General features: G+C 47.1%; 12 protein-coding genes. All 12 read right to left on the reverse strand.

Features of this window, described 5'->3' with window-relative positions:
- Positions 1–29: 29 nt before the first annotated feature.
- Positions 30–1,919 (reverse strand): ATP-binding cassette ATPase Uup, encoded by a 1,890-nt coding sequence (gene uup / locus CDA54_RS01660; RefSeq protein WP_099033252.1) that lies wholly within the window; start codon positions 1,917–1,919, stop codon positions 30–32.
- Positions 1,916–2,146 (reverse strand): glutaredoxin family protein, encoded by a 231-nt coding sequence (locus tag CDA54_RS01665; RefSeq protein ID WP_099033253.1) that lies wholly within the window; start codon positions 2,144–2,146, stop codon positions 1,916–1,918. The genes uup and CDA54_RS01665 overlap by 4 nt, the downstream gene beginning before the upstream one ends.
- Positions 2,136–4,244 carry a bifunctional 23S rRNA (guanine(2069)-N(7))-methyltransferase RlmK/23S rRNA (guanine(2445)-N(2))-methyltransferase RlmL gene (gene rlmKL / locus CDA54_RS01670; protein ID WP_099033254.1) on the reverse strand — a complete coding sequence of 703 codons (2,109 nt, stop codon included), beginning with the start codon at positions 4,242–4,244 and terminating at the stop codon, positions 2,136–2,138. The genes CDA54_RS01665 and rlmKL overlap by 11 nt, the downstream gene beginning before the upstream one ends.
- Positions 4,245–4,336: 92 nt before the next feature.
- On the reverse strand, positions 4,337–4,864 hold the full coding sequence (locus tag CDA54_RS01675) for a cell division protein ZapC domain-containing protein (RefSeq protein WP_099033255.1): 528 nt from the start codon (positions 4,862–4,864) through the stop codon (positions 4,337–4,339).
- A gap of 106 nt (positions 4,865–4,970) precedes the next feature.
- On the reverse strand, positions 4,971–5,978 hold the full coding sequence (gene pyrD, locus CDA54_RS01680) for a quinone-dependent dihydroorotate dehydrogenase (RefSeq protein WP_099033256.1): 1,008 nt from the start codon (positions 5,976–5,978) through the stop codon (positions 4,971–4,973).
- A 356-nt stretch (positions 5,979–6,334) separates the two neighbouring features.
- Entirely contained in the window at positions 6,335–11,161 is a 4,827-nt protein-coding gene (locus tag CDA54_RS01685) for an NAD-glutamate dehydrogenase (protein ID WP_099033257.1), read from the reverse strand.
- Positions 11,162–11,648: 487 nt separating this feature from the next.
- Positions 11,649–13,985, reverse strand: a complete 2,337-nt coding sequence (locus CDA54_RS01690) for an efflux RND transporter permease subunit (protein ID WP_099033258.1) — start codon at positions 13,983–13,985, stop codon at positions 11,649–11,651.
- 9 nt (positions 13,986–13,994) lie between these two features.
- Positions 13,995–14,987 (reverse strand): YCF48-related protein, encoded by a 993-nt coding sequence (locus CDA54_RS01695; RefSeq protein WP_099033259.1) that lies wholly within the window; start codon positions 14,985–14,987, stop codon positions 13,995–13,997.
- A 165-nt stretch (positions 14,988–15,152) separates the two neighbouring features.
- On the reverse strand, positions 15,153–16,517 hold the full coding sequence (locus tag CDA54_RS01700; protein WP_099033260.1) for a DUF1329 domain-containing protein: 1,365 nt from the start codon (positions 16,515–16,517) through the stop codon (positions 15,153–15,155).
- A gap of 13 nt (positions 16,518–16,530) precedes the next feature.
- Positions 16,531–18,594, reverse strand: a complete 2,064-nt coding sequence (locus tag CDA54_RS01705; RefSeq protein ID WP_099033261.1) for a DUF1302 domain-containing protein — start codon at positions 18,592–18,594, stop codon at positions 16,531–16,533.
- A 206-nt stretch (positions 18,595–18,800) separates the two neighbouring features.
- Positions 18,801–19,022, reverse strand: a complete 222-nt coding sequence (locus CDA54_RS01710; RefSeq protein WP_099033262.1) for a DUF2835 family protein — start codon at positions 19,020–19,022, stop codon at positions 18,801–18,803.
- 36 nt (positions 19,023–19,058) lie between these two features.
- Positions 19,059–21,638: an aminopeptidase N gene (gene pepN / locus CDA54_RS01715; RefSeq protein WP_099033263.1), complete on the reverse strand. Its 2,580-nt coding sequence runs from the start codon at positions 21,636–21,638 to the stop codon at positions 19,059–19,061.
- Positions 21,639–21,677 lie beyond the last annotated feature (39 nt).

Below are 21,677 nucleotides of genomic sequence, written 5' to 3' on the forward strand. Positions count from 1 at the left end.
CCTGTTTTACTGCAAGGGCATTTTTGTCACTAAGACATGCTATCTAATTCTTCCCACCTGTCATAGGCTTGCTCCAACTCTTTCTGAGTATTGGCAAGCTTCTCAAGCAGGTTGGCGGTTTGTTCAGATTGCTGTGTAAAAAAGTCCGGCGCGTTTACCACTTGCTCCAGTTCAGCAATCTGTTGTTCAAGTTGTTCAATTTTTAGTGGCAACTTCTCCAGTTCAAGCTGGAATTTATATGAGAGCTTCTGCCCTTTGGATGCAGAAGGCTTCGCCGTTGGACTTTGGGTCTGGCTATTAGTTTCCGGGCGTGGTGAATTTTGTTGTCTGTACCACTGATTTATCTCTGCATAACCACCTACAAATTCGCGAATCTGGCCTTCACCTTCAAAATACAGGCTTGAGGTCACCACATTGTCCACAAATTCACGATCATGACTGACCAGAATAACGGTACCGGGATACTGACTCAGGGTCTCTTCTAAGAGTTCCAGAGTTTCCACATCCAGATCATTGGTGGGTTCATCCAGTACCAGCAGGTTGCTGGGTTTGGCCAACAACTTCGCCAACAACAACCTGTTGCGTTCGCCTCCCGACAACGAATGCACAGGAGCCCGCGCCCGCTCGGGGGCGAACAGGTAATCCTGCAGATAACTAATTACATGGCGGGTACGACCATTGATAGTCAACTCTTTTTTACCCTCGGCCACTGCATCAACAACACTGGCATTTTGATCCAGGGCCACGCGATGCTGGTCAAAGTATGCCAGTTCTAGGTTGGTTCCCTGACGCACTGTGCCAGAATCTGGTTTTATGTGGCCAAACAGCAGCCGAATCAATGTACTTTTACCGCAACCATTCGGGCCTACCAGTGCCAGTTTCTCACCTCTGAACAGGCTGAAATCCAGATTTCGGACAATCTGCTTGCCATCTATGGCGTAGCTGAGATCGTTAGCTTCAAACACCAGTTTGCCGGATGACTGACTATCCGCCAGGCTGACTTTAGCGACGCCCTGTACCTGTCTGCGCTGAGCATGCTCTTTTCGAAGAGCCTTCAGTGCCCTGACACGCCCTTCATTGCGGGTTCTGCGCGCCTTAATGCCCTGTCTGATCCAACGTTCCTCCTCAGACAGCTTCTTATCAAATAACGCATTGTGTGTTTGTTCCACCGCTAAATCTTCAGCTTTCTTATCGAGATATTGCTGATAGTTTCCGGGATAACTGGTCAGTTGCCCCCGATCCAGATCCAGAATCCGGCTGGCAATGTTGCGAATGAAGGCACGATCATGACTGACAAATACAACGGTTCCGTTGAATTCCATCAACACCTTTTCCAGCCACTGAATACTCTGTACATCCAGGTGGTTGGTGGGTTCATCCAGTAGCAAAATGTCCGGTGCTGTCACTAAAGCCCTGGCCAGAGCCGCTTTGCGTCGCCAACCGCCTGATAAGGATGACAGGGCTTGCTCGCCGTCCAGTTCCAGTTGAGTGAGCACCTGGGTAATCCGCTGTTCAAACTGCCAGGCATTGAGGTGATCCAACTCCGACTGTAACTGTTGCATACGGTTAAGATTACGTTCACTGGGATCACTGGCCACTTCAGCGGTAATATGAAACCAGGCTTTGAGTAGATCGCCTGATTCAGCCAGCCCCTCAGCCACATAATCGAAAATACTCATCTGTACTGACTGAGGAGGATCCTGTTCGAGGCGGGCAATAACCGTCTCAGCAGAGACGATACGCTGACCATCATCAAGCAACATAGTGCCTTCAATAATTTTAAGCAGAGTAGACTTCCCGCAACCATTACGGCCCACCAGACAGACTCTTTCCTGTGGGTGGATAACCATTTCAACATGGTCCAACAAAGCCTGATGGCCAAAGGCCAGTTGTGCGTTTTTTAGTTGCAATAGACTCAAGACAGAAACTCTTTCAGTGTAAAGGTATCAAAGGGCCAGTTCAGTTCATCGCTGGCCGCATTTTTTAATACCGGAATATGGTAACGATACTGTTCGTACAACGCATCATCATAAGCAATATCGATTTTTTTCAGGGTCATATCTGGTCTGACCGTCAATATCATCTGCTCTGCCTGCTCACATAAATGACAGCCGTCGGTGCTGTAGAGAATGATACTATTTGGCATGACGTATCACCCAGCAGTGGTGTATTTTCGGATTCCGCTGGAAATCCTCAGGCAGGGTTTTCGCACTGATATTTTCAGCGGCAAGGCCCATGGCCTGCAATCCTTCTTCATCAAGCCGGAAGGAACGCAGATTATTGGAAAACAGTATCTCTCCACCTTGCTTGAGACAAGCTCTGGCATCGGCAAGCAACGCCAGATGATCCCGTTGCACATCCCAGGTAGCCTGCATGCGCTTGGAGTTGGAAAAAGACGGTGGATCGATGAAAATAAGCTCATATTTGCCGGTATGTTCACTAAGCCATTGCAGGCAATCCTCCTGCAGGAAGCGGTACTGATAAACATTGTTAAGCTTGTTCAGATCAAAATTACGCTTGGCCCACTCCAGATAGGTCTTTGACATATCCACTGTGGTGACAGACCTGGCCCCGCCCAGCGCTGCATGTACAGAGACTGCGCCGGTATAGGCAAACAGATTCAGCACATCCTTGCCTTTGCTCCGCTGTTTTACGATCTCCCGGGTCTTGCGGTGGTCCAGAAACAAACCGGTGTCCAGATAGTCTTTAAGATTTACCCAGAAACGCGCCCCATTCTCCCAGACCTGGAGGTACTCTTTCTCGGTGGCCATTTTCTGATATTGCTCTTTGCCCTTTTGTTGCTGGCGAACTTTAAGCACAATCTTGTCGTGGTCGACATTGAGCAAAGCAGGCAGTTGCATCAGTGCATCCATCAATCGTTTTCGGGTTTTACTCTCGGGAATATCTTTAGGGGCAGCATACTCCTGAACAACAACCCAATCGCCATATCTGTCAATGGCAAGATTATATTCGGGCAGGTCAGCGTCATAGACGCGGTAACAGTTGCTATCGAGGTTTTTAAGCCAGCCTTTGAGGCGGCCCAGATTCTTTTTAAGCCGGTTGGCGAAATCACTTCCTGCCGGGGCCTGTTCGCGTACCTCACAGTTTTTCGCATCCAGCTCAAAATTTACCAGCTGACAGGCAAGCTTGCCGTTATATAACTGATAGACCTTTTTGGACACCAGTTTCATCTGCCGCAATAAATCCCGATTAGATGTCAGCAATGACAGGTTCCAGTCACGGAAGTGATGCTTCAGATGCAATCCCCAACTTGCGAATAACCCCAGCAACTCTGTCAGTTCCCCCAGCCGCTCACCATAAGGGGGATTTGACACAAGATAACCGGGTTCAGCTTCTTCACAGCGCCAATCAAGGGCATTTTGTTGGGAAAATACGATTTCCTGTGCAACACCTGCTTCCCGGGCATTCTGTTTTGCCAGTGCAACCATAGAAGCTTCTATATCATTGGCGTAAATCACAGTACTGGATGGACGTTGCTGCTTTTCGGCCTGCTCAGTAAGGCGATTCCAGATATCTGACTGATGTTTTTTCCATTGGCTGAAGCCCCACTCCCGACGGGATAGTCCGGGGGCAATATTACAGGCGATCAGTGCAGCTTCTATGGCAACGGTACCCGCTCCGCACATAGGGTCTGCTATCACCTTATCCGGATTCTGCGTCCAACCGCTGCGATATAGCATCGCCGCAGCAATATGCTCTTTTACCGGGGCATTGCCCGCCTTAAGACGATATTGACGCTGATGCAGACTATGGCCACTTAAATCCAGGTAGACCCCCAGATTCTGCCGCCACAGGCGACACTGAATACGTAAGTCCGGGTGCTCTTTACTGACATCAGGACGCTGTTCATAGAGTTCCTGAAACTGATCCACGATGGCATCTTTGACTTTTACCGCTCCAAACTGGCTATTGTTGATGGCCCTGTTAGTGCCGATAAAATCCACCACAAACCGTTGTGTCACATCCATTTGCAGTGACCAGTTAACACTGCTGGCGACCTGATACAGCTGTTCCGCATCATTGACTTCGCCTTCGGCCAACGTCAGCAATACTCTGTTGGCCAGCCTTGACCATAAACAGACACGATATGCATGCTCAAGCTCGCCCTCAAACAACACCTGGCCGGGTTTGGATTTCAGGCTTAAATCCGGACACAATGCAGCGATTTCCTGCATTAAAAGAACATCCAGCCCTTTGGAGGTGGTTATCAGAAAAGCGTACATATATAGCCTGTTAAATTTCAAAGGCAGGGATTATAAGGGAAATGCCCAGACCATTCCATTTAACTGCTCAGAGAGTTTGGTCGGGGCGTATTTTATGCCGTTTTCAGGTGAGGTGTTGTTTCCATACAGGGGAGAATACAATCCGGTGTAACCCGGATCAGTCCAAACTGTTGCAGTGTTTTACCTTCTTGCAACTGAATGTCGTCATCCAGCAGCATGCACAGGCAACTGCTGGATTTCTCTTCGATTACCCACACCCGAACATCATCTGTTTCCGTACTCAGGTAAGCGAGGTGGTGGTAATGGCCGTTATGTCTATGTCGCTTAAAAAACCAACTCTTCGGCATCAACGGTTTATGGAACCGCAAAGCGGCACAGGCATTGAGTGCTAGTTGGGTCTTTTGTGCGCCACTAAGAGATATCCCCGTCAGTTCCAGCTCTCGGGATATCAGGGAATAGTGCTCGAGATCCTGCAGGTCAAACTCTGCGGCTCTTACAGGCGGGCGATTCAACATCTTGTAAGCATAAGGCGTGGTAAATTGCATTTCGCCCATCGACAGTGACAGACAGCCATAATGTGAATCGTAGAACCAATACCAGTTTGTATCAGGTTGCAACATACAGGGCCCTCCTTCGCGTCTACTTACATAAACCCAAACATACACCTAACTAACTATTTTTATTAATATTTTTTTCTAATAGTCAGAAAGGATCGCAGCACGATCCTTATAAGCCTTTAAGGATCTTTGCGATCAATTCCGGGCCCTGATAGATCAGTGAAGAATAGATCTGGATCAGATCCGATCCTGCTTCCATGCGCGCTTTTGCCGCATCCGGTGAATCGATCCCGCCTACACCAATGATCGGCATGCTGCCTTGTAATGCCTTTTTCAGTTTAGAAGCGATCAACTGACTCTGATCGGTCAGTGGTGAACCACTAAGTCCCCCACTCTCCTGTGCATGCAATTGCCCTTTTACCTTATCCCGGTTCAAAGTCGTGTTGGTCGCAATAACGCCATCCATTCCACTTTGAATCAAACAGCGTGCAATATCCTCTAGCTCTTCGTCACTGAGATCCGGCGCAATCTTCACCAATACAGGAACATACTTCCCGTGCTGCTGGGCAAGTTTTTGTTGTTGCAGTTTCAATCCACTGAGTAATGAGTCCAGCGCTTCACCATATTGAAGATTACGCAGACCTGGAGTGTTGGGTGATGAAATATTAATGGTGACATAGCTGGCATGGGTATAGACCTTATTCAGACACATAATATAGTCGTCCAGTGCCTGCTCTTCTGGCGTGGTTTTATTCTTACCGATATTAATTCCGAGTATTCCGTGATACTCAGACTGTTTTACCTGCTCGACCAGATAGTCCACTCCCTTATTATTAAACCCCATACGATTGATAATGGCCTGTGACTGAGGCAAACGAAATAACCTGGGCTTGTCATTACCGGGCTGAGGCCTTGGGGTTACGGTACCTATTTCAATAAAACCAAACCCCATAGCAGCAAATGCATCGATGCATTCACCGTTCTTATCTAACCCTGCGGCCAACCCAACGGGATTGGGAAAGTTCATGCCAAGAACCTGAACCGGTTTTGGTGCCAGTTTCTGGCTGTAAAGACCCGTTAGAAAATTGTGCTGACTATGCTTTAAAAAGCTCATACTCAAATCGTGGGATGCTTCAGCATCAAGCCTGAAAAGAAGATCTCTTAAAAATGTGTACATGAGCTATAGCTCCGGCCTGAAAGTTTGTAAGTTAATCGGCTGCGCTGTCTTGCAACCTGACAAAGATATATTCTGGAAACCTATATACAATCCGGATTCTGACCACTGTGGATAGCAGAGGTACAGATTTTGCCGATCTTGCTGATAATTTAGCGCCTTTTTCGGAACACCAGCGAAGCGATATTGCCAACAACGGGGCTTACCGCCTCTTGATTCTGGCTTTCGGCTTCAAATCACAAGTCCAGCTTCGATCCCCTGGCTTTTGTACTTAGTATTATCCGGGCATGACCCGACCCCGATCGACATAAAAAAGCCCCGGAAAACCGGGGCATTATATACAAAATTTACATCAGAACTTAAGCACAGTTCAGACTGAGCAGCATCAGCTCACGCAGTGCCACCGAGAATTTAGCAAATTCATGCGTGGAACTGGTCTTAAACTCAGACATCATATGATACCAGCGTTCAAGCAGTACTTTATGCGCTTCCATCCAGTTATCCAGAATCGCCTGAGCCTCTTTATTATCCGGCTCAAACTTCAGCAGCACCGATGTAATAGCCCGTTGCTGCCAGTCAAGCTCTTCACGATACGAAGCTCTCGCCAGCGCCTGCCAATGATTGCTCACAGACTGACGATTGATTTGGTCCAGGAACCAGTGAAGTTGCAGCTTATTACCCAACTTGTAATAAAGACTGGCCACCAGTGACACGGGTTTTTGTTCATTGGTAGCAATTTGTGCCAAATCCAGGCAGGAAAACAGATTACTGAGGCTGCCAACTTTGTACGCAATGCTATCAGGCACACCACCTTTGGTCAGTTTCAGGGCTTTGTTTTCCAGCTCTTTATATTCCTCGTCAACCAGATAATGTTGCAGATTTTTGCTCAGATCAACGAACGTACTGTGGTAAAACTCAACTGATTCATCAATGGCCATGGCTTTATTACCATGGCGCAAATACCAGCGTGATGCACGGCGCAGTGTGCGGCGCATATCATCCAGCATGCTCAGCAACACATCGCTGGTGATCTTATCTTCCAGCTTTTCGATATCACGCCACAGGCTCTCCATACCAAAGATCCCTTTCACTACCGAGTAGGCATTGACCACTTCGGAAATGCTGGCACCCGTTTCTTCCTGCAGTCTGAAGGCGAAGTTAAGCCCCATGTCATTAAGCATGTTATTGGTCAGCTTAGTGGCAATGATTTCTCCCCGTAGCGGATGATGCGTCATCTGCTCAGAGAACCGGTCCTGCAGTGGTTTAGGGAATGCACTGATAAGTAATTTCGCATGGTAAGGGTTATCAGTTAACTCAGGAATATTCAGCTTTTCCTTCAATACCATCTTGCCATAAGCCAGCAGAACAGACATCTCAGGGCGGGTCAGGCCCTTATCTGATGCCTGGCGTTCGGATAGATCATCATCGGAAGGGATAAATTCCAGTTCACGATTAAGGTTGCCTTCACGTTCCAGGCCATGGATAAAGCGTAACTGTTCTTTAAGCCTGTCTGCCCCTCCCAATTCATCGATGGAGATTGACTGAGCCTGGCGCTTACAGTCCTGCAATACGATTTGTGCCACATCGTCGGTCATGTCATAAAGCAACTTATTACGTTGCTTCAGGGTCATCTCGCCATCCTGAACCAGAGTATTCAGCAATATCTTGATATTTACTTCATTATCCGAACAATCCACACCACCCACATTGTCAATAAAGTCGGTGTTCATGCGGCCGCCAGCAGCACAGTATTCAATTCTGCCTAACTGAGTAAAGCCGAGGTTACCCCCTTCTCCAATTATCTTTGCTTTAACCTGATTACCATTTACACGCAGATCATCGTTGGCCCGATCGCCTACTTCGGCATGTGTTTCTTTACTGCCTTTCATGTAAGTGCCGATGCCACCATTCCAGATCAAATCCACCTGCATTTGCAGAATTGTTTTGATCAGCTCGCTGGGTGTCATCGATAATTGTTTAGTGCCCAGCCACTTTTTCATCTCGGGGGTAAGTTTTATCGACTTATCTGCACGGGAAAATACACCGCCGCCTTTTGAGATCAATGATTTGTCGTAATCGGCCCAGTTCAGTGAAGGATCCTTAAACAAGCGTTGGCGCTCTTTATAGCTGCTGGCCGCATCCGGATCGGGGTCAAAAAAGATGTGCATATGATTAAAAGCGGCAACCAAACGAATATGTTTGGATAGCAACATTCCATTGCCAAATACATCCCCTGCCATATCTCCGATACCCACGCAGGTAAAGTCTGTGGTCTGACAGTTCACCCCCATTTCCAGGAAATGACGTTTTACTGATTCCCACGCGCCACGGGCGGTAATGCCCATACCTTTGTGGTCGTAACCCACACTCCCGCCGGAGGCAAAGGCATCACCAAGCCAGAAGTCATATTCTTCGGCGATACCGTTTGCGATATCGGAAAAGGTTGCGGTTCCTTTATCGGCGGCAACCACCAGATAGGGGTCATCCTCATCCAGCCTGACGACATCTTTGGGATGTATCACTTCACCCTGAACAATATTGTCGGTGATATCCAGCAAAGAGCGGATAAAGATTTTATAGCAGGCTTTACCTTCTTCAAAAACAGCCTGGCGGCCTTCGCCCACTGGCAGATTTTTGCAGACAAAGCCACCCTTTGCACCTACAGGAACAATAACAGTATTTTTTACCTGTTGTGCTTTAACCAGACCCAATACCTCAGTACGGAAGTCTTCCCGGCGATCTGACCAGCGCAATCCACCACGAGCTACTTTACCACCGCGTAAATGCACACCTTCCACACGGGGAGAGTACACAAAGATTTCAAACTTGGGCAAAGGAAGTGGCATTTCCGGGATCAGTTCGGGAAGCAACTTAAAGGAAATGTATGACTTGTCATTACCCTGCTCATCCGCCTGATAGAAATTAGTACGCAGCGTCGCCATGATCATATCCAGATAACGGCGAATTATTCTGTCATCATCCAGGTTAGAGACATTATCAAGACTCTCTTTGACTTTCGCCAAAAGCGCCTCTTCTTTTTTCTCTGAACGTTTGATTCTGGGATCGAAGCGTTGCTCGAACAAATTCACCAGCAAAGTGGCAATAGCAGGATAAGCATCCAGCGTACGGGCGATATAATTTTTGCTGAAAGAACTGCCGGTCTGACGCATATACTTGGCGTATGAACGCAGAACCGTCACTTTACGGCCAGGCAAGCCGGCCCCCAGTACCAGACGGTTAAAGGCATCGTCCTCTAATTCGTTATACCAGACCTTAGAAAATGCATCCTGGAACAGTTCCTGAGCCTGTTCCAGACTCATCTTGTTGCTGGCCGTATGCAACATGGAAAAATCCATAATCCAGTTCACACTGCCATCACTGGCCTTCACCTGATAGGGGCTTTCGTCAATCACCCGCAGACCAAAATGCTCCAGCATAGGAAGTACGGCTGACAGATGGATAGGTTGATTACGATGAAACAGCTTAAGTTTCACCGCTTCACTGCCTGCTGACTCTTCCTGTGGCCGGTAAAACAGCATATCCAGAGTATGGGTATCGGTCAGACTCTCAATTTTTTCAATATCCACCACAGTGGTAGTGGGCAGATTCTGTTCTTTATAGCTGCGCGTGAAGGCATTGAGATATTTTTCATCCAATTGTTTACCACTGGCCTCACCGTAGGTACTCCTCAATGCGCTACTGAGCTTATCTTCCCAACGCTTACTGAGTTCAATGATGTTCTTTTCTATTTCCTTCACATTTATTTCCACATTGTTATTTTTCACCCTGACGATGTAGTGAGTGCGGGCGTAGACAGATTCTGAAAAGTAAGTGGTGAACTCCACATCCTGATCGCTGTTAAAGGATTTCTGCAACAGCGCCTGGGTTTCTTTGCGTAACTGAGTGTTGTAGCGCTCTCTGGGTACAAACACCATGCAGGAATAAAAACGTCCGAACACATCACGGCGCATAAACAAACGGGAGATCCCCCGTTCCTGCATCTGGAAAATACCCAGCGCAATCTTGCCCAGTTCCGATTCATTGGCCTGAATCAGTTCGTCACGGGGGTAGGTCTCCAGAATGTTTAAAAATGCTTTATAAGCGTGAGAGGTCTTGTCGAAACCTGAGTTATCACACATACGGGCGATTTTGTCTTTCAGGACGGGGACTTCATAAGCACCGGCATTATAAAACGTGGAGGAGTACAAGCCGAGAAAACGGTGCTCGCCAACCACATTACCCTGCTTATCGAATTCCTTGATACCAATGTAATCCATATAAGCCGGGCGATGCACTCTGGACTTAGAATTGGTTTTAGTCAGAATCAAAGGATTGTCGCTCAATGTTTCCTGCTGCGCAGAGAGTGGCAGTTTGGAAAGCAGCCTTTCACGGTTACTGACCGAGTTTTTCATCAGTCCCAGACTGGAGTCATTATCGGCAATCCAGCGGTGATCACCCTCAACCGCTTTGGCCTGGTAATGACGGTACCCCATCAGGGTGAAATTCTCGTTGCTGATCCAGCGCAGAAAAGCATGAGTCTGTTTCTGCGATTGCTCCCCTGCCGGACAGGGTTGTTTATCATAACCAGCGATAATATCTTTAAGCTGCTTTTTCATCGGCATCCAGTCAGATACCGCAAGCTGTACTTCATCAAGCACTGAATGCAATTCGCTCTCAATTTCCTGCAAGGCTTTCTTGCTGGTCTGTCTGTCTACTTCAATAAGAAAAATAGTTTGCTTGCCATGCCCTTCCTGGTTTGTGTCCAGCAGGCTTTCAACCATATGGTTTTTATTGCGCTTTACTGCAATGGGGCTGTGTAATAACAGATGCGCCGTAATACTCAGACGGTTGATGGCCATGCGCACTGAGTCAACCAGAAACGGCATATCTTCGGTAATCAGCTCGATAATAGTGTGTGAAGACTGCCAGCCATGCTTGGATATTTCAGGATTGAATACACGAATAAAAGGCTCGCTGTCATGGTAATCAGAAAACTCATTCCATAAGCTGAGACTGGCTCCGTAGAGATCACTGTCGACGCGATTTTCCAGATCGTCACGGGAAATATTACTGAATAAGATACTGGCAAACTGCTCAACCAGTTGCGCCTGCGTTTTATCCACTTTCTTGCGAATCAATGTATACACATTATCCAAAAGTACAGAGTGCTGGTTATCGACCGTCATTTTTCTACCTTGTTATGCAGACTTTGTAGGGCAAATTGTATACCAAACAACCTATTCCTTCGATTTACAAGCAAAAACAACGGGGTTTAGTGTTTCTGCCAGCCTGATACAGGTCTGTGGAATCGGATATAGTTGGCGTTTTATCACTGCTAAGCTTCACGCCACATTTTTCAGTTTGCGCTTTACTCAGCAGCTAAAGAACTGAGTTCTCTAGATTTTAAACGTATTCTCGCTGATTACTGCTGCCTTTGAAAGGCCCTGAAGCAGGTTAAAATCAGTAACAAATATAGATATGCACAGAGCCAGGATAAAAATAACCTATTCCGGTGTGTAGGAGGATATGTAACTTTTCATAACTCTGTACAGAAGTCATCGCTATCCGTTGCTAAAAGCTCTAATTATGCAACGTTCAGCCTGGTCAGAAAAAACAAAAGTCCGGCTCAGGAATCTTTCCTGGCCGGACTTCGGTGCATAAAAAATATGTGAATTATTTTTGCACTTTCTTATCACCGCTCTGTTTGTACCAGAATACAGATGCCAAAGCGGGCAATACCACGATGGCACCCAGCATATTCACAACAAACATAAAGGTCAGCAATATGCCCATATCCATCTGGAATTTAAGACTGGAGAATACCCAGGTACTTACACCAATGGCCAGAGTAATACCGGTAAACAGCACCGCACTGCCCCGCTCCTTCAGTGCGTCGAAATAAGCCTGGCGCACCGCCACACCATCTTTCAGTTTCTGGCTCATTGTCGACAGAATATAGATGCCGTAATCCACACCAATACCAACTCCCAGAGCAATCACCGGCAAAGTAGATACTGTCAGGCCGATTTGCAGTTTAGTCATCAGTGCCTGTGCCAACACGGAGACCACGTACAAAGGGACCACCACTGACAAGGTTGCCCGCAAAGAGCGGAAACTGAGCAGGCACAACAGGATGACGGCACCAAATACATAGGCCATCATCGGGTCCTGCGCCGCCTTAACCGCCTCATTTGTGGCCGCCATTACCCCTACAGGACCTGATGCCAGCTTAAACTGCAGGTCCTCTTGCTGATATTGCTGCCGGTACTCTTTCACCGCATCTACAACTCTGCTGATGGTTTCGGCTTTATGATCCTCCATAAACAAAATAACAGGCATTACCGAACAATCGCCGTTAAGCAAACCTGATGACGTATCCACCCGTGATATAGCCTGCACCATGGTTTGCTGGTTCCTTGGCAATACCCGCCATTTGGGATTGCCTTCGTTATAACCGGCATTAATCAATTTAGCCACTGAGGCCAGACTGACGGTAGATTGCACACCTGCAACATTTTCCATTTTCCATTGGAATTCATCAATATCGCTCATGATCTGATGTGAGGTACAAGCCGATGGGGTGGTTTCCACCAACACCGACAAATAATCCACACTGATGGCGTATTTGTCGGTAATCAGGAAAGTGTCCTGATTATATCTCGAATCTTCGTGCAATGCCGGCGCACCGGGATGCAGGTCACCAATCTTCATCTGACTGGATTGATACCAGCCAAAAGCAAACAACAAGGCCACCGATACCAGAATCACTTTGGCCACTTTAGGACTTGAACATCTCGATATGCTTTCCCAGAAGTGATCAGAACGTTTTTCTTTATTCTCGAATTTAGCCTTATATTTGTCACCCAGACTGACGTAGGACATCAGTACCGGCAACAGGACAAGGTTAGTGAGGATTATCACAGCCACACCCAAACTGGCAGTAATGGCCAGTTCACGGATAATACCAATATCAATGACCAGTAACGTCATAAAGCCAACGGTATCTGACAGCAACGCTACCCCGCCAGGGATCAGCAAGGTGCGAAAGGCCATCTGTGCGCCGGTTTTTGCGGTTTGGCCCATTACCACCTGTTTACCTACGGAATTGATCATCTGTACGCCATGGCTGACCCCAATGGCAAAGACTAAAAAGGGTACCAGTATTGACATGGGATCCAGGCCGAAGCCTAACAATGTCACCAGACCCATTTGCCAGACTACCGCGATAATAGAACAGGCCAGAGGTAATACAGTCAGCAATAGCGATTTACAGAAGAAGTACACCATCACTGCGGTGATAGCGATAGCAACGGCGAAGAACAGCAGAACATCTTTAGCACCGTCGGCAACATCCCCTACCATTTTGGCAAAGCCTATAATGTGGATGCTAATCTCATCGTCTTCGTATTTACCACGCAGCTGGTCTTCAAGATCCTGAGCGAAGGCCAATGTATCTAACTGCTCACCGGTTTGTGGATCAAGTTCCAGCAACTGCGCGTTAACCATAGCGCACTGAAAGTCATCGGAGACCATTCTTCCGACAATACCTGCCTTGCTGATATTCTGAGAGACCAGCTCCAGTCCACGGGGATCAGAAGCTGAGAAATCAGCCGGTATTACCGGTCCTCCGGAAAAGCCTTCTTCGACGACTTCGGTAAAGCGGGTTGATGGGCTATACAGGGATTTAACCTGAGAACGGTCTACGCCGGGTATAAAAAATAACTGATCGTGAACATTCTTGAGACGATTAAAAAAGGTTTCATTAAAGATATCTGAATCTCTGTCACACACCGACACCAGAATACTATTTGCACCACCAAAGTTTTTCTGGTGCTTCATATAGTTTTTCATGTAGGTATGATTCAGAGGTATATTCTTGGTAAAAGCAGCATCCAGTCGCAGGTTGGTAGCTTGTACCGCCAGATAGCCGGTAAACAAGGCAAACAGTGCAATAACCCAGACTCTGTGCCTGAAGATAACTAACTCTAAAACATCTATCAGCTTTGTCATAATTGCACTCTACTTCGTCAGTTCCTGAATTCCGGCTTCTGATACAACCAGGATTTTATTATTAAAAAATACCGCGTTGACCAGAGCTTCCTCGTCATCTGTCTGTTCCACCCTCAGGGAATCTTCGAGCCACAAATAATAGCCTTTATTGGCAACAACAAGTGGCGGCTTACCTTCAATGTTAACAATAGAATTTAACGTGGAACTGATTCCGGTCTCAATTTCCAGCCATTGCTCATCACTGTATTCAAAGAGGTTTCCCCGTAAGCCGGCAGCGAAAATACGGCCGTCTGTGGTTTGCTGAATATCAAAAAAGGAGCCGTAGTAATCCACATCCATACGTTGCCAGTTTCGCCCCTGGTCTTCGCTGATAGCCAGGGTTCCTGCCTCTCCCGCCAGCAATAGTTTGTCGCCTGCCACAGAGACACGATTAAGATGAGGAAGAATGGCCTCCATTTCGCTTTCATAAAACGCCATGTTTTCTTCTTTCAGAGACTCGAGATATTCCACATCCATCTCGTTGAGTAATGAAATATGTGCCTCTTTGTTCCAGCTCTGTCCGCCATTCTCAGTCCGATAAAAAAGACCGTAGGCGCCAATAGCAATACCGTGCTGATCATCGAAGAAAAGAACGTCCAATAACGGCTTTTGTAACTCCGGATTAAAATTCTGAACTTGCCAGCTTTCACCGCCATCACCGCTATAGAGAATCACCGCGTCATGGCCGGCGGCCCAGATATGCTTATCACGGGCATAAACCGCGGTAAGCACGGCATTGACCGGCACCTCTTGCTGCTCCCAACTCTGGCCATCAGCGGATGTCAGAATATGTCCACGTTCCCCGACAGCAATCAGTTGTTGTTTCTGCCCAATCTGACTGATGTCCAGTAACAGTGATTTATCAGCTAAAGGTGCCTGAAACGCTTCCTGGGGCCTGACATCAGAGATGGACGAGCTACTGAAAATTAATGCTGAAAAGAGAGGAATAAGTTTTTTTTTCATAGATTTTCACACTGTTGAGAAACCAAACACTAAAACTCCGGGAGTGTTTCAGGACAGCTTCAGCTGGCCCTCGAGGCGAGGTGAGTCTCAAGGATGAGACGAACAAAAACGGTTGGCAATGCCAACCGTTATCTACCATTCCCACTCAGAGATTGGTAACGCCAGTTATCTTATACCTGAGCGGCGTAATGCCTGAGGTGTAAAATCTCTGTCACTCGGCTTGATAGTGAAATCATACATACTTGTTTCATTATCCAGACCCAACGCCAGATAGCGACGAGAGTTCAAATCATGATACACATCCAGTGTAGACCATAGCGCAGGGACTTCGTAATAGTTCACTGCATAGGCCATAGCCACACGATACAACTCATTACGGTTGTCATACATGTCGGCCACCAGGATCTGCCAGCTGTCCTCATCAATATAGAACACCCGCTTCTGGTAGATATGACGATACTCATCTTTAAGGTTGGCTTCTACTACCCACACCCGGTGTTTCTCATAGCGTGTCAGATCCGGATTGATATGCCCGGGTTTGAGGATGTCGCTGTAGGTAACGTCATCACCGTGCAGTTCGTAGTTGTTATACGGAACGTACAACTCCTGTTTACCTTTAAGGGTCCAGTTGTAACGATCCGGCGCACCATTAAACATATCGAAGTCATCGGTCGTTCGCAGACCGTCCGCTGCCGTACCCGGCGCGTCATAGGCTATATTTGGCGCTTTACGTACGCGACGCTGACCGGTGTTATAAGTCCAGGCCTGGCGAGGTTCGCGCACCTGATCCATGGTTTCATGCACTAGCAATGCTGTACCTGCCAGTCGCGCCGGCTCAGTAATACTCTGCTTAAACTTCATCAGTACATTTTCTTCTACCAGTTTTTCCGGTGTCACACCCTGTTCTGAATATTTAATCATCAATATATCGTCAAAGCCGATGATATTGTAATCACCCGATGCAGTAGGAGCTGCCTGACCACCGTATCGTTGTATCGCCTCTCCGCGGTAACGAAGAATATGGTTCCATATTGCTTCTACACCATTTTGTGGGATAGGAAACGGAATGCCCATTGCGGCATTTTTGACCCCATTACCGCCTTGCACCAACTCCGCTCGTATGGCATTTTCTTTGGTCGCTTCATACACAAATTCCGGCGCGGAGGCACTTCTGCGTGTCTTGTACACAGGAATTCTGAAGCTATCCGGGTAGGTTTCAAACAGCTTCTTCTGCCCTTCTGAGAGCAACGCTGCATGCTCTGCCATATTTGATGCCGTAATCTCAAACAACACCTCATCACCGGGATAAGGGTCCGGATGATGGTCACCTACTTCATAACCAGCTGGTGGTTCAGTAATTCCACCATCCCAGGCTGGTATACTGCCGTCTGCATTGGCCGATTTATTGCCACCAAGAGGGGTGAGTTCTGTGCCTAATTTTGCCGCTTCTGCTTCTGACACTTTAGCCTGAGCCAATGAGGTACTGAGAACCAGACTCAATGCCGTTGCGACTAGGGTTAATTTTTTCATCTGCTACTACTCCCTAGATTGAATATTTGATGTTAAAGGATACGAAGTCCCGATCAGACAGCGCATTAGTCGTACCCACGCCACCCCAAAAGGAATTCAGCGAGAAACTGGCAGACCACTTACTCAGGTAGTCAAAATCCAACGAAATACTGGATGACTTTCTGTCTTCAATAAACAGAAATAATGGGTCCGGTGTGATACCGTCAACGTCATGAGCGAAGGTGGCTCTTACGGACATATTGATACCGGAAAAAACATTGTTGTAATCCGCTTTAGCCAGTAACCGGTAGCCCCAAGCATCATCGGTAGGGAAAGGATTTGTTTCAGGGCCGTTAGAAATACCGACATGTAAGCCTTCCTTACCCGGAATCGGGCCACTTCTGGAGGTTCCGGGACCATTGAGTCTGATCAGTTCCGGATCCGGCATATCGTGAACATTTACATAGCCAACTTCGCCAAGCAACACCAGATTGTCGGTTCCTAATACCGGACCAAACAGATGAGAAGCCGTTAACTGAAGTTGTGTGGTATCAGAAAAAACCGCACCCGGGGCGGTTTCACCGGGCCCCACCGTATAGCCGAGATAATCATTAAGCTGAGAAATACCCGCAAGATCCGGTCTCAGACCAGCATTTGCAAGCTGCTGAGGCATACCAGCATACAACAGTTCAACATCATCTATCTGTAATGGTTCATCCTGTCGGTAGGCCACTTCACCAGCCAGAGCCGTTTCGCCTACCTGAGTATTAAAGCTTACACCATAGAGTTTGATATCTTCCGGATACATAAACTCGGCCTTGGTGAACGCGCCGAGGTTAGTAATATTGTCTTTGGTGATTTGGTTAGCCGCAAGATAAGCTAAATCAGCCCCGATACCAGCCTGAGTAAAGTCTGAAGCTATGCCGGATATCAGAGGTCGTTGGCTATGATAATTAATATGGTAGAAACCAAACTCTGTATCATTCAGCGCTTCTGCATAATAGGACAATTTGATACCGTACTGGCCCTGGTCGTCCGCATCGTTATGTGCTTCATCACTGTAGCCACGCACTGCAACTTTCGTGGGGAATGCCAGATAAGCCTGAGAAATCATGCTGGCATCGGCACCGGCACGCAGGCCATCGCCAAGACCATTAAGGCTCATCATCAGGAAATCCAGATCGATATCGGGGTTACCGGTAAAACCTAGCTGAACATTCGCGGCCTGGCCCCCTTCACCGGCAAAATCATTGGTGGCAAAGTAGCTGCCCGCCTGCGGCAAACGGCTTTTTTCCCATTCATACTGGTAGTACATGGAAAGACCCAGATTATTGGTCAGCCCAAACTGTGCGAATACCATACCTACAGGGATAAACACTTCTTTTAATTCTGCACCAGGTGCCTGAGAACGACTCACATCTACCGGGTTAATCGTATTGATTCCGTGCTGTATAAAGGTACTCTCACCCCAGCTCACTACCTGATTACCAACACGCAAAGATACCGGCACATCGCCCATATAGAAATCATAATAGAAAAACGCATCCAGCAGACGAACATCACGACAGAGTTCGTCTTTGGCTTCAGGATCACTACAGGGATCGTAAGGCTGATCAAACCCCGCCTGGGCTGAAACAGGATTTCTCCAGGCGCGATCACCTTCCATCAATTCGAAATCATAGAAATACATGGCCCGTGCAAAGAACCCCATATCCTTATAGGTAATATTCAGGTCATGACTGCCTTTGAACTGTGTAGAAAATGCTTCCCAGGGATCAAAGTTGAGGTTACCGTTATCACCATTGGTGGAGTATGAGCCATCGGCTTGTGCCCAGATATCGGCTGACGAGTACACTACATTTGTAGTGCCATTGTAGCCAGTCCAGTCAAACTTAGGATGGTTACTGTTACCAATCAGACTGAAATCCCGCTCTTCAATACGGTAACTTGTACCTAAAGAAAAGTTAGAATCTAACGTAATAGACACATCACCAACATCCCAGCTTGCTGCTGTTGCAGGAGTCAGAGCCCCCCCAAGAAGTGCAGCGATGCCAATAGCTATCGGTGTTTTACAAAATATGCGCGGCCTGTTGTTCATTTTTTTATTCTCCCCTGAACCTGCAGCACTGTATTCTGAGTGCTACTGCAGGTACTTTTGCCTCGGTATCCGGCGCCAATGCTGGACAATTAACAAAATGATTACATCATTTTAGTCCATTAGCAAGAACTAATCGTACCAGTTGAGCGTAGTCGCTTTTCTTTTTATTTTCAATGAGTTGCTTTTATTTCTTGATAAAAATGCGATTAAGATACCGGTTCAAACGACAGAATTTTATTGTTTTGATTAGTTATTAACCGGAATCGGCCACGAATACCATATTGACCAATAAAAGGTCGCAGGTTACTGGCAGGAATGCGAATACGCTGGCCCGACTCGGCAGTTACAACTGCCTGGCTGGTACTGCCATTGTATAATTGCTGACACTGGTCATAACTTAAATGGATACGGAAAAAATAGGTTTTCACCGCCAGAATCCGGAGTTTTGCTTCAGTTGATCATAATCACAAGGCTTTCTGAACTTTTTCGTACAGATCCCGACTGAGAGTTTTATGCTCAAACAAACGGAGCAGTTGTAAGCGTATTTGGTGTTGTCTGTGTTCATCAAGTTTAGCGTATTGGATCATCGGGGTAATTAATCTTGCTGCCACCTGCGGATTAACACTATCCAACTCAAGCAGATAATCAGTCAGAAACTTATAACCACTGCCATCACGACGATGGAACCCTTCGGTATTATAAAATGCAAAGGTGCCCATCACCGATCTGACACGGTTAGGATTATTAATACTGTACCGGCTGTGCGCCATCAGCAATTGCAAATTACTCAGACTCTGCGGATGTTGACGCCCGGCATGCAGTGCAAACCATTTATCCATCACTAATGAGTCATCATGCCATTTTTGCTCGAAATCCTGCATCAGTGAATCAAATAAAGGCAGGTTTTCTGCCTGACAGGCTTTTAGCACTGCCAGAGTATCTGTCATATTGTCACTCTTTTCATATGCCTGTTGTAACAGCTCCAGGCTTTCATCACTGTCCAGGCATGCCAGGTAAGACAGGCATACACCAGATAAACGTCGCCGCTCTACCTGCGTCTGTTCATAGGAATAGGCAGAATTAGACAACTTTTCAAACAGTGCTCTCCAATGCTCGGCAAAATTCACCGCCAGAAGAGCTTTGAGCTGTTTTCTGGCCTTGAGTAAGGCATCAAGATCAATTTTTTCCTGCTGCTGAGAGAGAGTTTCAAAGCTCGGCAATTCGAGCATTTCAGCAATCAAAGCGGGCTCGGTATGTGCCTGCCCGAGCAATCCCTGGAACAGCCGTTTTAATGACTCAGGCAGTTCTTTTTCATTATCCCTCTGCGAAAATTTGAATATTGCCTCACTGATTAATTGCTGACTGGCGTCCCAACGGGTTACCGCATCACTGGCGTGTAGAATCACCGCCATCAGTTCGGCCTCCGCAGGCTGATAGTTCAGCTTTGCCGGTGCTGAAAAACCAGTCAGCACTGCAACCGTTGAGGGGCTCGGGATATTTTCAAAAACATACGTCTGCTTCTGCTCAGTCAGCGATAGCACTTCACTGATCTTCGGCTCCCCACCTGACAAGGTTACAATCTCTATTCCAACGGGGATATGCAGTGGCTGTTTAATGGATTGGTCCGCTGTGGGTGCGGTATTCTGTGTCAGTTCCAGTCTCAGTTGCTGTTGCGATTGATGCCACTGGCAATTCACACTGATAACCGGTGTACCAGACTGGCTGTACCAACGTCGGAACAAGCTCAGGTCTTTTTGGTTAGCATCTTCCATTGCCTGCACAAAATCGTCACAAGTTACTGCCTGGCCGTCATGGCGTTCAATATAACAATCCATACCCCTTCTGAAGCCAGATTCCCCCAACAAGGTATGCAGCATGCGAATAACTTCAGCGCCTTTATCGTATACCGTTACTGAATAGAAATTATTCATTTCCATCACTTCAGAGGGACGAATAGGATGTGCCATGGGGCCACTGTCCTCGGCGAACTGATGCTCCCGCATGATTTTTACCTGATTAATCCTGACGATCGCAGCTGAAGCCATATCCGCGCTGAATTGCTGATCCCGGAAAACCGTCAGGCCTTCTTTGAGACTCAACTGAAACCAGTCCCTGCAGGTTATCCGGTTACCTGTCCAGTTATGGAAATACTCATGAGCAATGACCGATTCTATATTAAAGTAATCCTGATCCGTGGCAGAGGCCGCATCGGCAAGCACATATTTACTGTTAAAAATGTTCAGTCCCTTATTTTCCATGGCCCCCATATTGAAAAAGTCCACCGCCACGACCATGTAGATGTCCAGATCGTATTCCAGACCATATTTCTGCTCATCCCAGGCCATTGCTTTTTTAAGCGAATCGAGTGCATGACGCCCCCGGGACACATTGCCTTTATCCACAAAAAGCTGCAATTTCACCTGCTTGCCAGAGCAGGTAGTAAAGGTATCATCCAGCTTATCGAAATCGCCTGCCACCAGAGCAAACAAATAACAGGGTTTAGGAAAGGGATCTTCCCAGAGCGCCCAGTGGCGCCCCTGCTCCGCCTCACCTTTGTCAATCAGATTTCCATTGGCCAGCAAGTATGGGTTTGCCTGTTTATCAGCAATCAGTTTTACCCGGTATTTCGCCATCACATCAGGACGATCAAGAAAATACGTAATGCGGCGGAATCCCTGTGCTTCGCATTGGGTACAAAAAGCCCCGCCAGACTTATACAAGCCTTCTAGTGCATGGTTATTTACGGGATCAATCAGGGTCTCAATTTTCAGTTCAAACTGATCCGGCACATCCGTTAATCTGATCCCCTGCTCTGTATGAGTAACCGTGGTTTCAATGCCATTTACCCATACCGCTTTAAGAGTCAGTTGCTTTCCATCCAGATCCAAATCAGTACAGGAATTATCCAGTTTTCGTATCTGACTAACCGCCGTAACCCGTGTTTCTTTATCCTGTAGATCAAATTCCAGATATAAATCAGAAATGCTAAACGCGGAAGGCGTGTAATCGGATAGTTTCATTGTACCGGACTGGCTTGAGGACATTGCAACTCCTGAACAAAAACACTATGGCTGGTAGAAATG

Origin of the sequence: Lacimicrobium alkaliphilum, assembly GCF_002591895.1 — a bacterium.
Classification (GTDB): Bacteria; Pseudomonadota; Gammaproteobacteria; order Enterobacterales; family Alteromonadaceae; genus Lacimicrobium; species Lacimicrobium alkaliphilum.

Bases quoted from the DNA above. Each gene is read 5' to 3' on its own strand.
- CDA54_RS01665 (WP_099033253.1), bottom strand. From the start codon at position 2,146: ATGCCAAATAGTATCATTCTCTACAGCACCGACGGCTGTCATTTATGT.
- rlmKL (WP_099033254.1), bottom strand. From the start codon at position 4,244: ATGTACGCTTTTCTGATAACCACCTCCAAAGGGCTGGATGTTCTTTTA.
- CDA54_RS01675 (WP_099033255.1), bottom strand. From the start codon at position 4,864: ATGTTGCAACCTGATACAAACTGGTATTGGTTCTACGATTCACATTAT.
- pyrD (WP_099033256.1), bottom strand. From the start codon at position 5,978: ATGTACACATTTTTAAGAGATCTTCTTTTCAGGCTTGATGCTGAAGCA.
- CDA54_RS01685 (WP_099033257.1), bottom strand. From the start codon at position 11,161: ATGACGGTCGATAACCAGCACTCTGTACTTTTGGATAATGTGTATACA.
- CDA54_RS01690 (WP_099033258.1), bottom strand. From the start codon at position 13,985: ATGACAAAGCTGATAGATGTTTTAGAGTTAGTTATCTTCAGGCACAGA.
- CDA54_RS01695 (WP_099033259.1), bottom strand. From the start codon at position 14,987: ATGAAAAAAAAACTTATTCCTCTCTTTTCAGCATTAATTTTCAGTAGC.
- CDA54_RS01700 (WP_099033260.1), bottom strand. From the start codon at position 16,517: ATGAAAAAATTAACCCTAGTCGCAACGGCATTGAGTCTGGTTCTCAGT.
- CDA54_RS01705 (WP_099033261.1), bottom strand. From the start codon at position 18,594: ATGAACAACAGGCCGCGCATATTTTGTAAAACACCGATAGCTATTGGC.
- pepN (WP_099033263.1), bottom strand. From the start codon at position 21,638: ATGTCCTCAAGCCAGTCCGGTACAATGAAACTATCCGATTACACGCCT.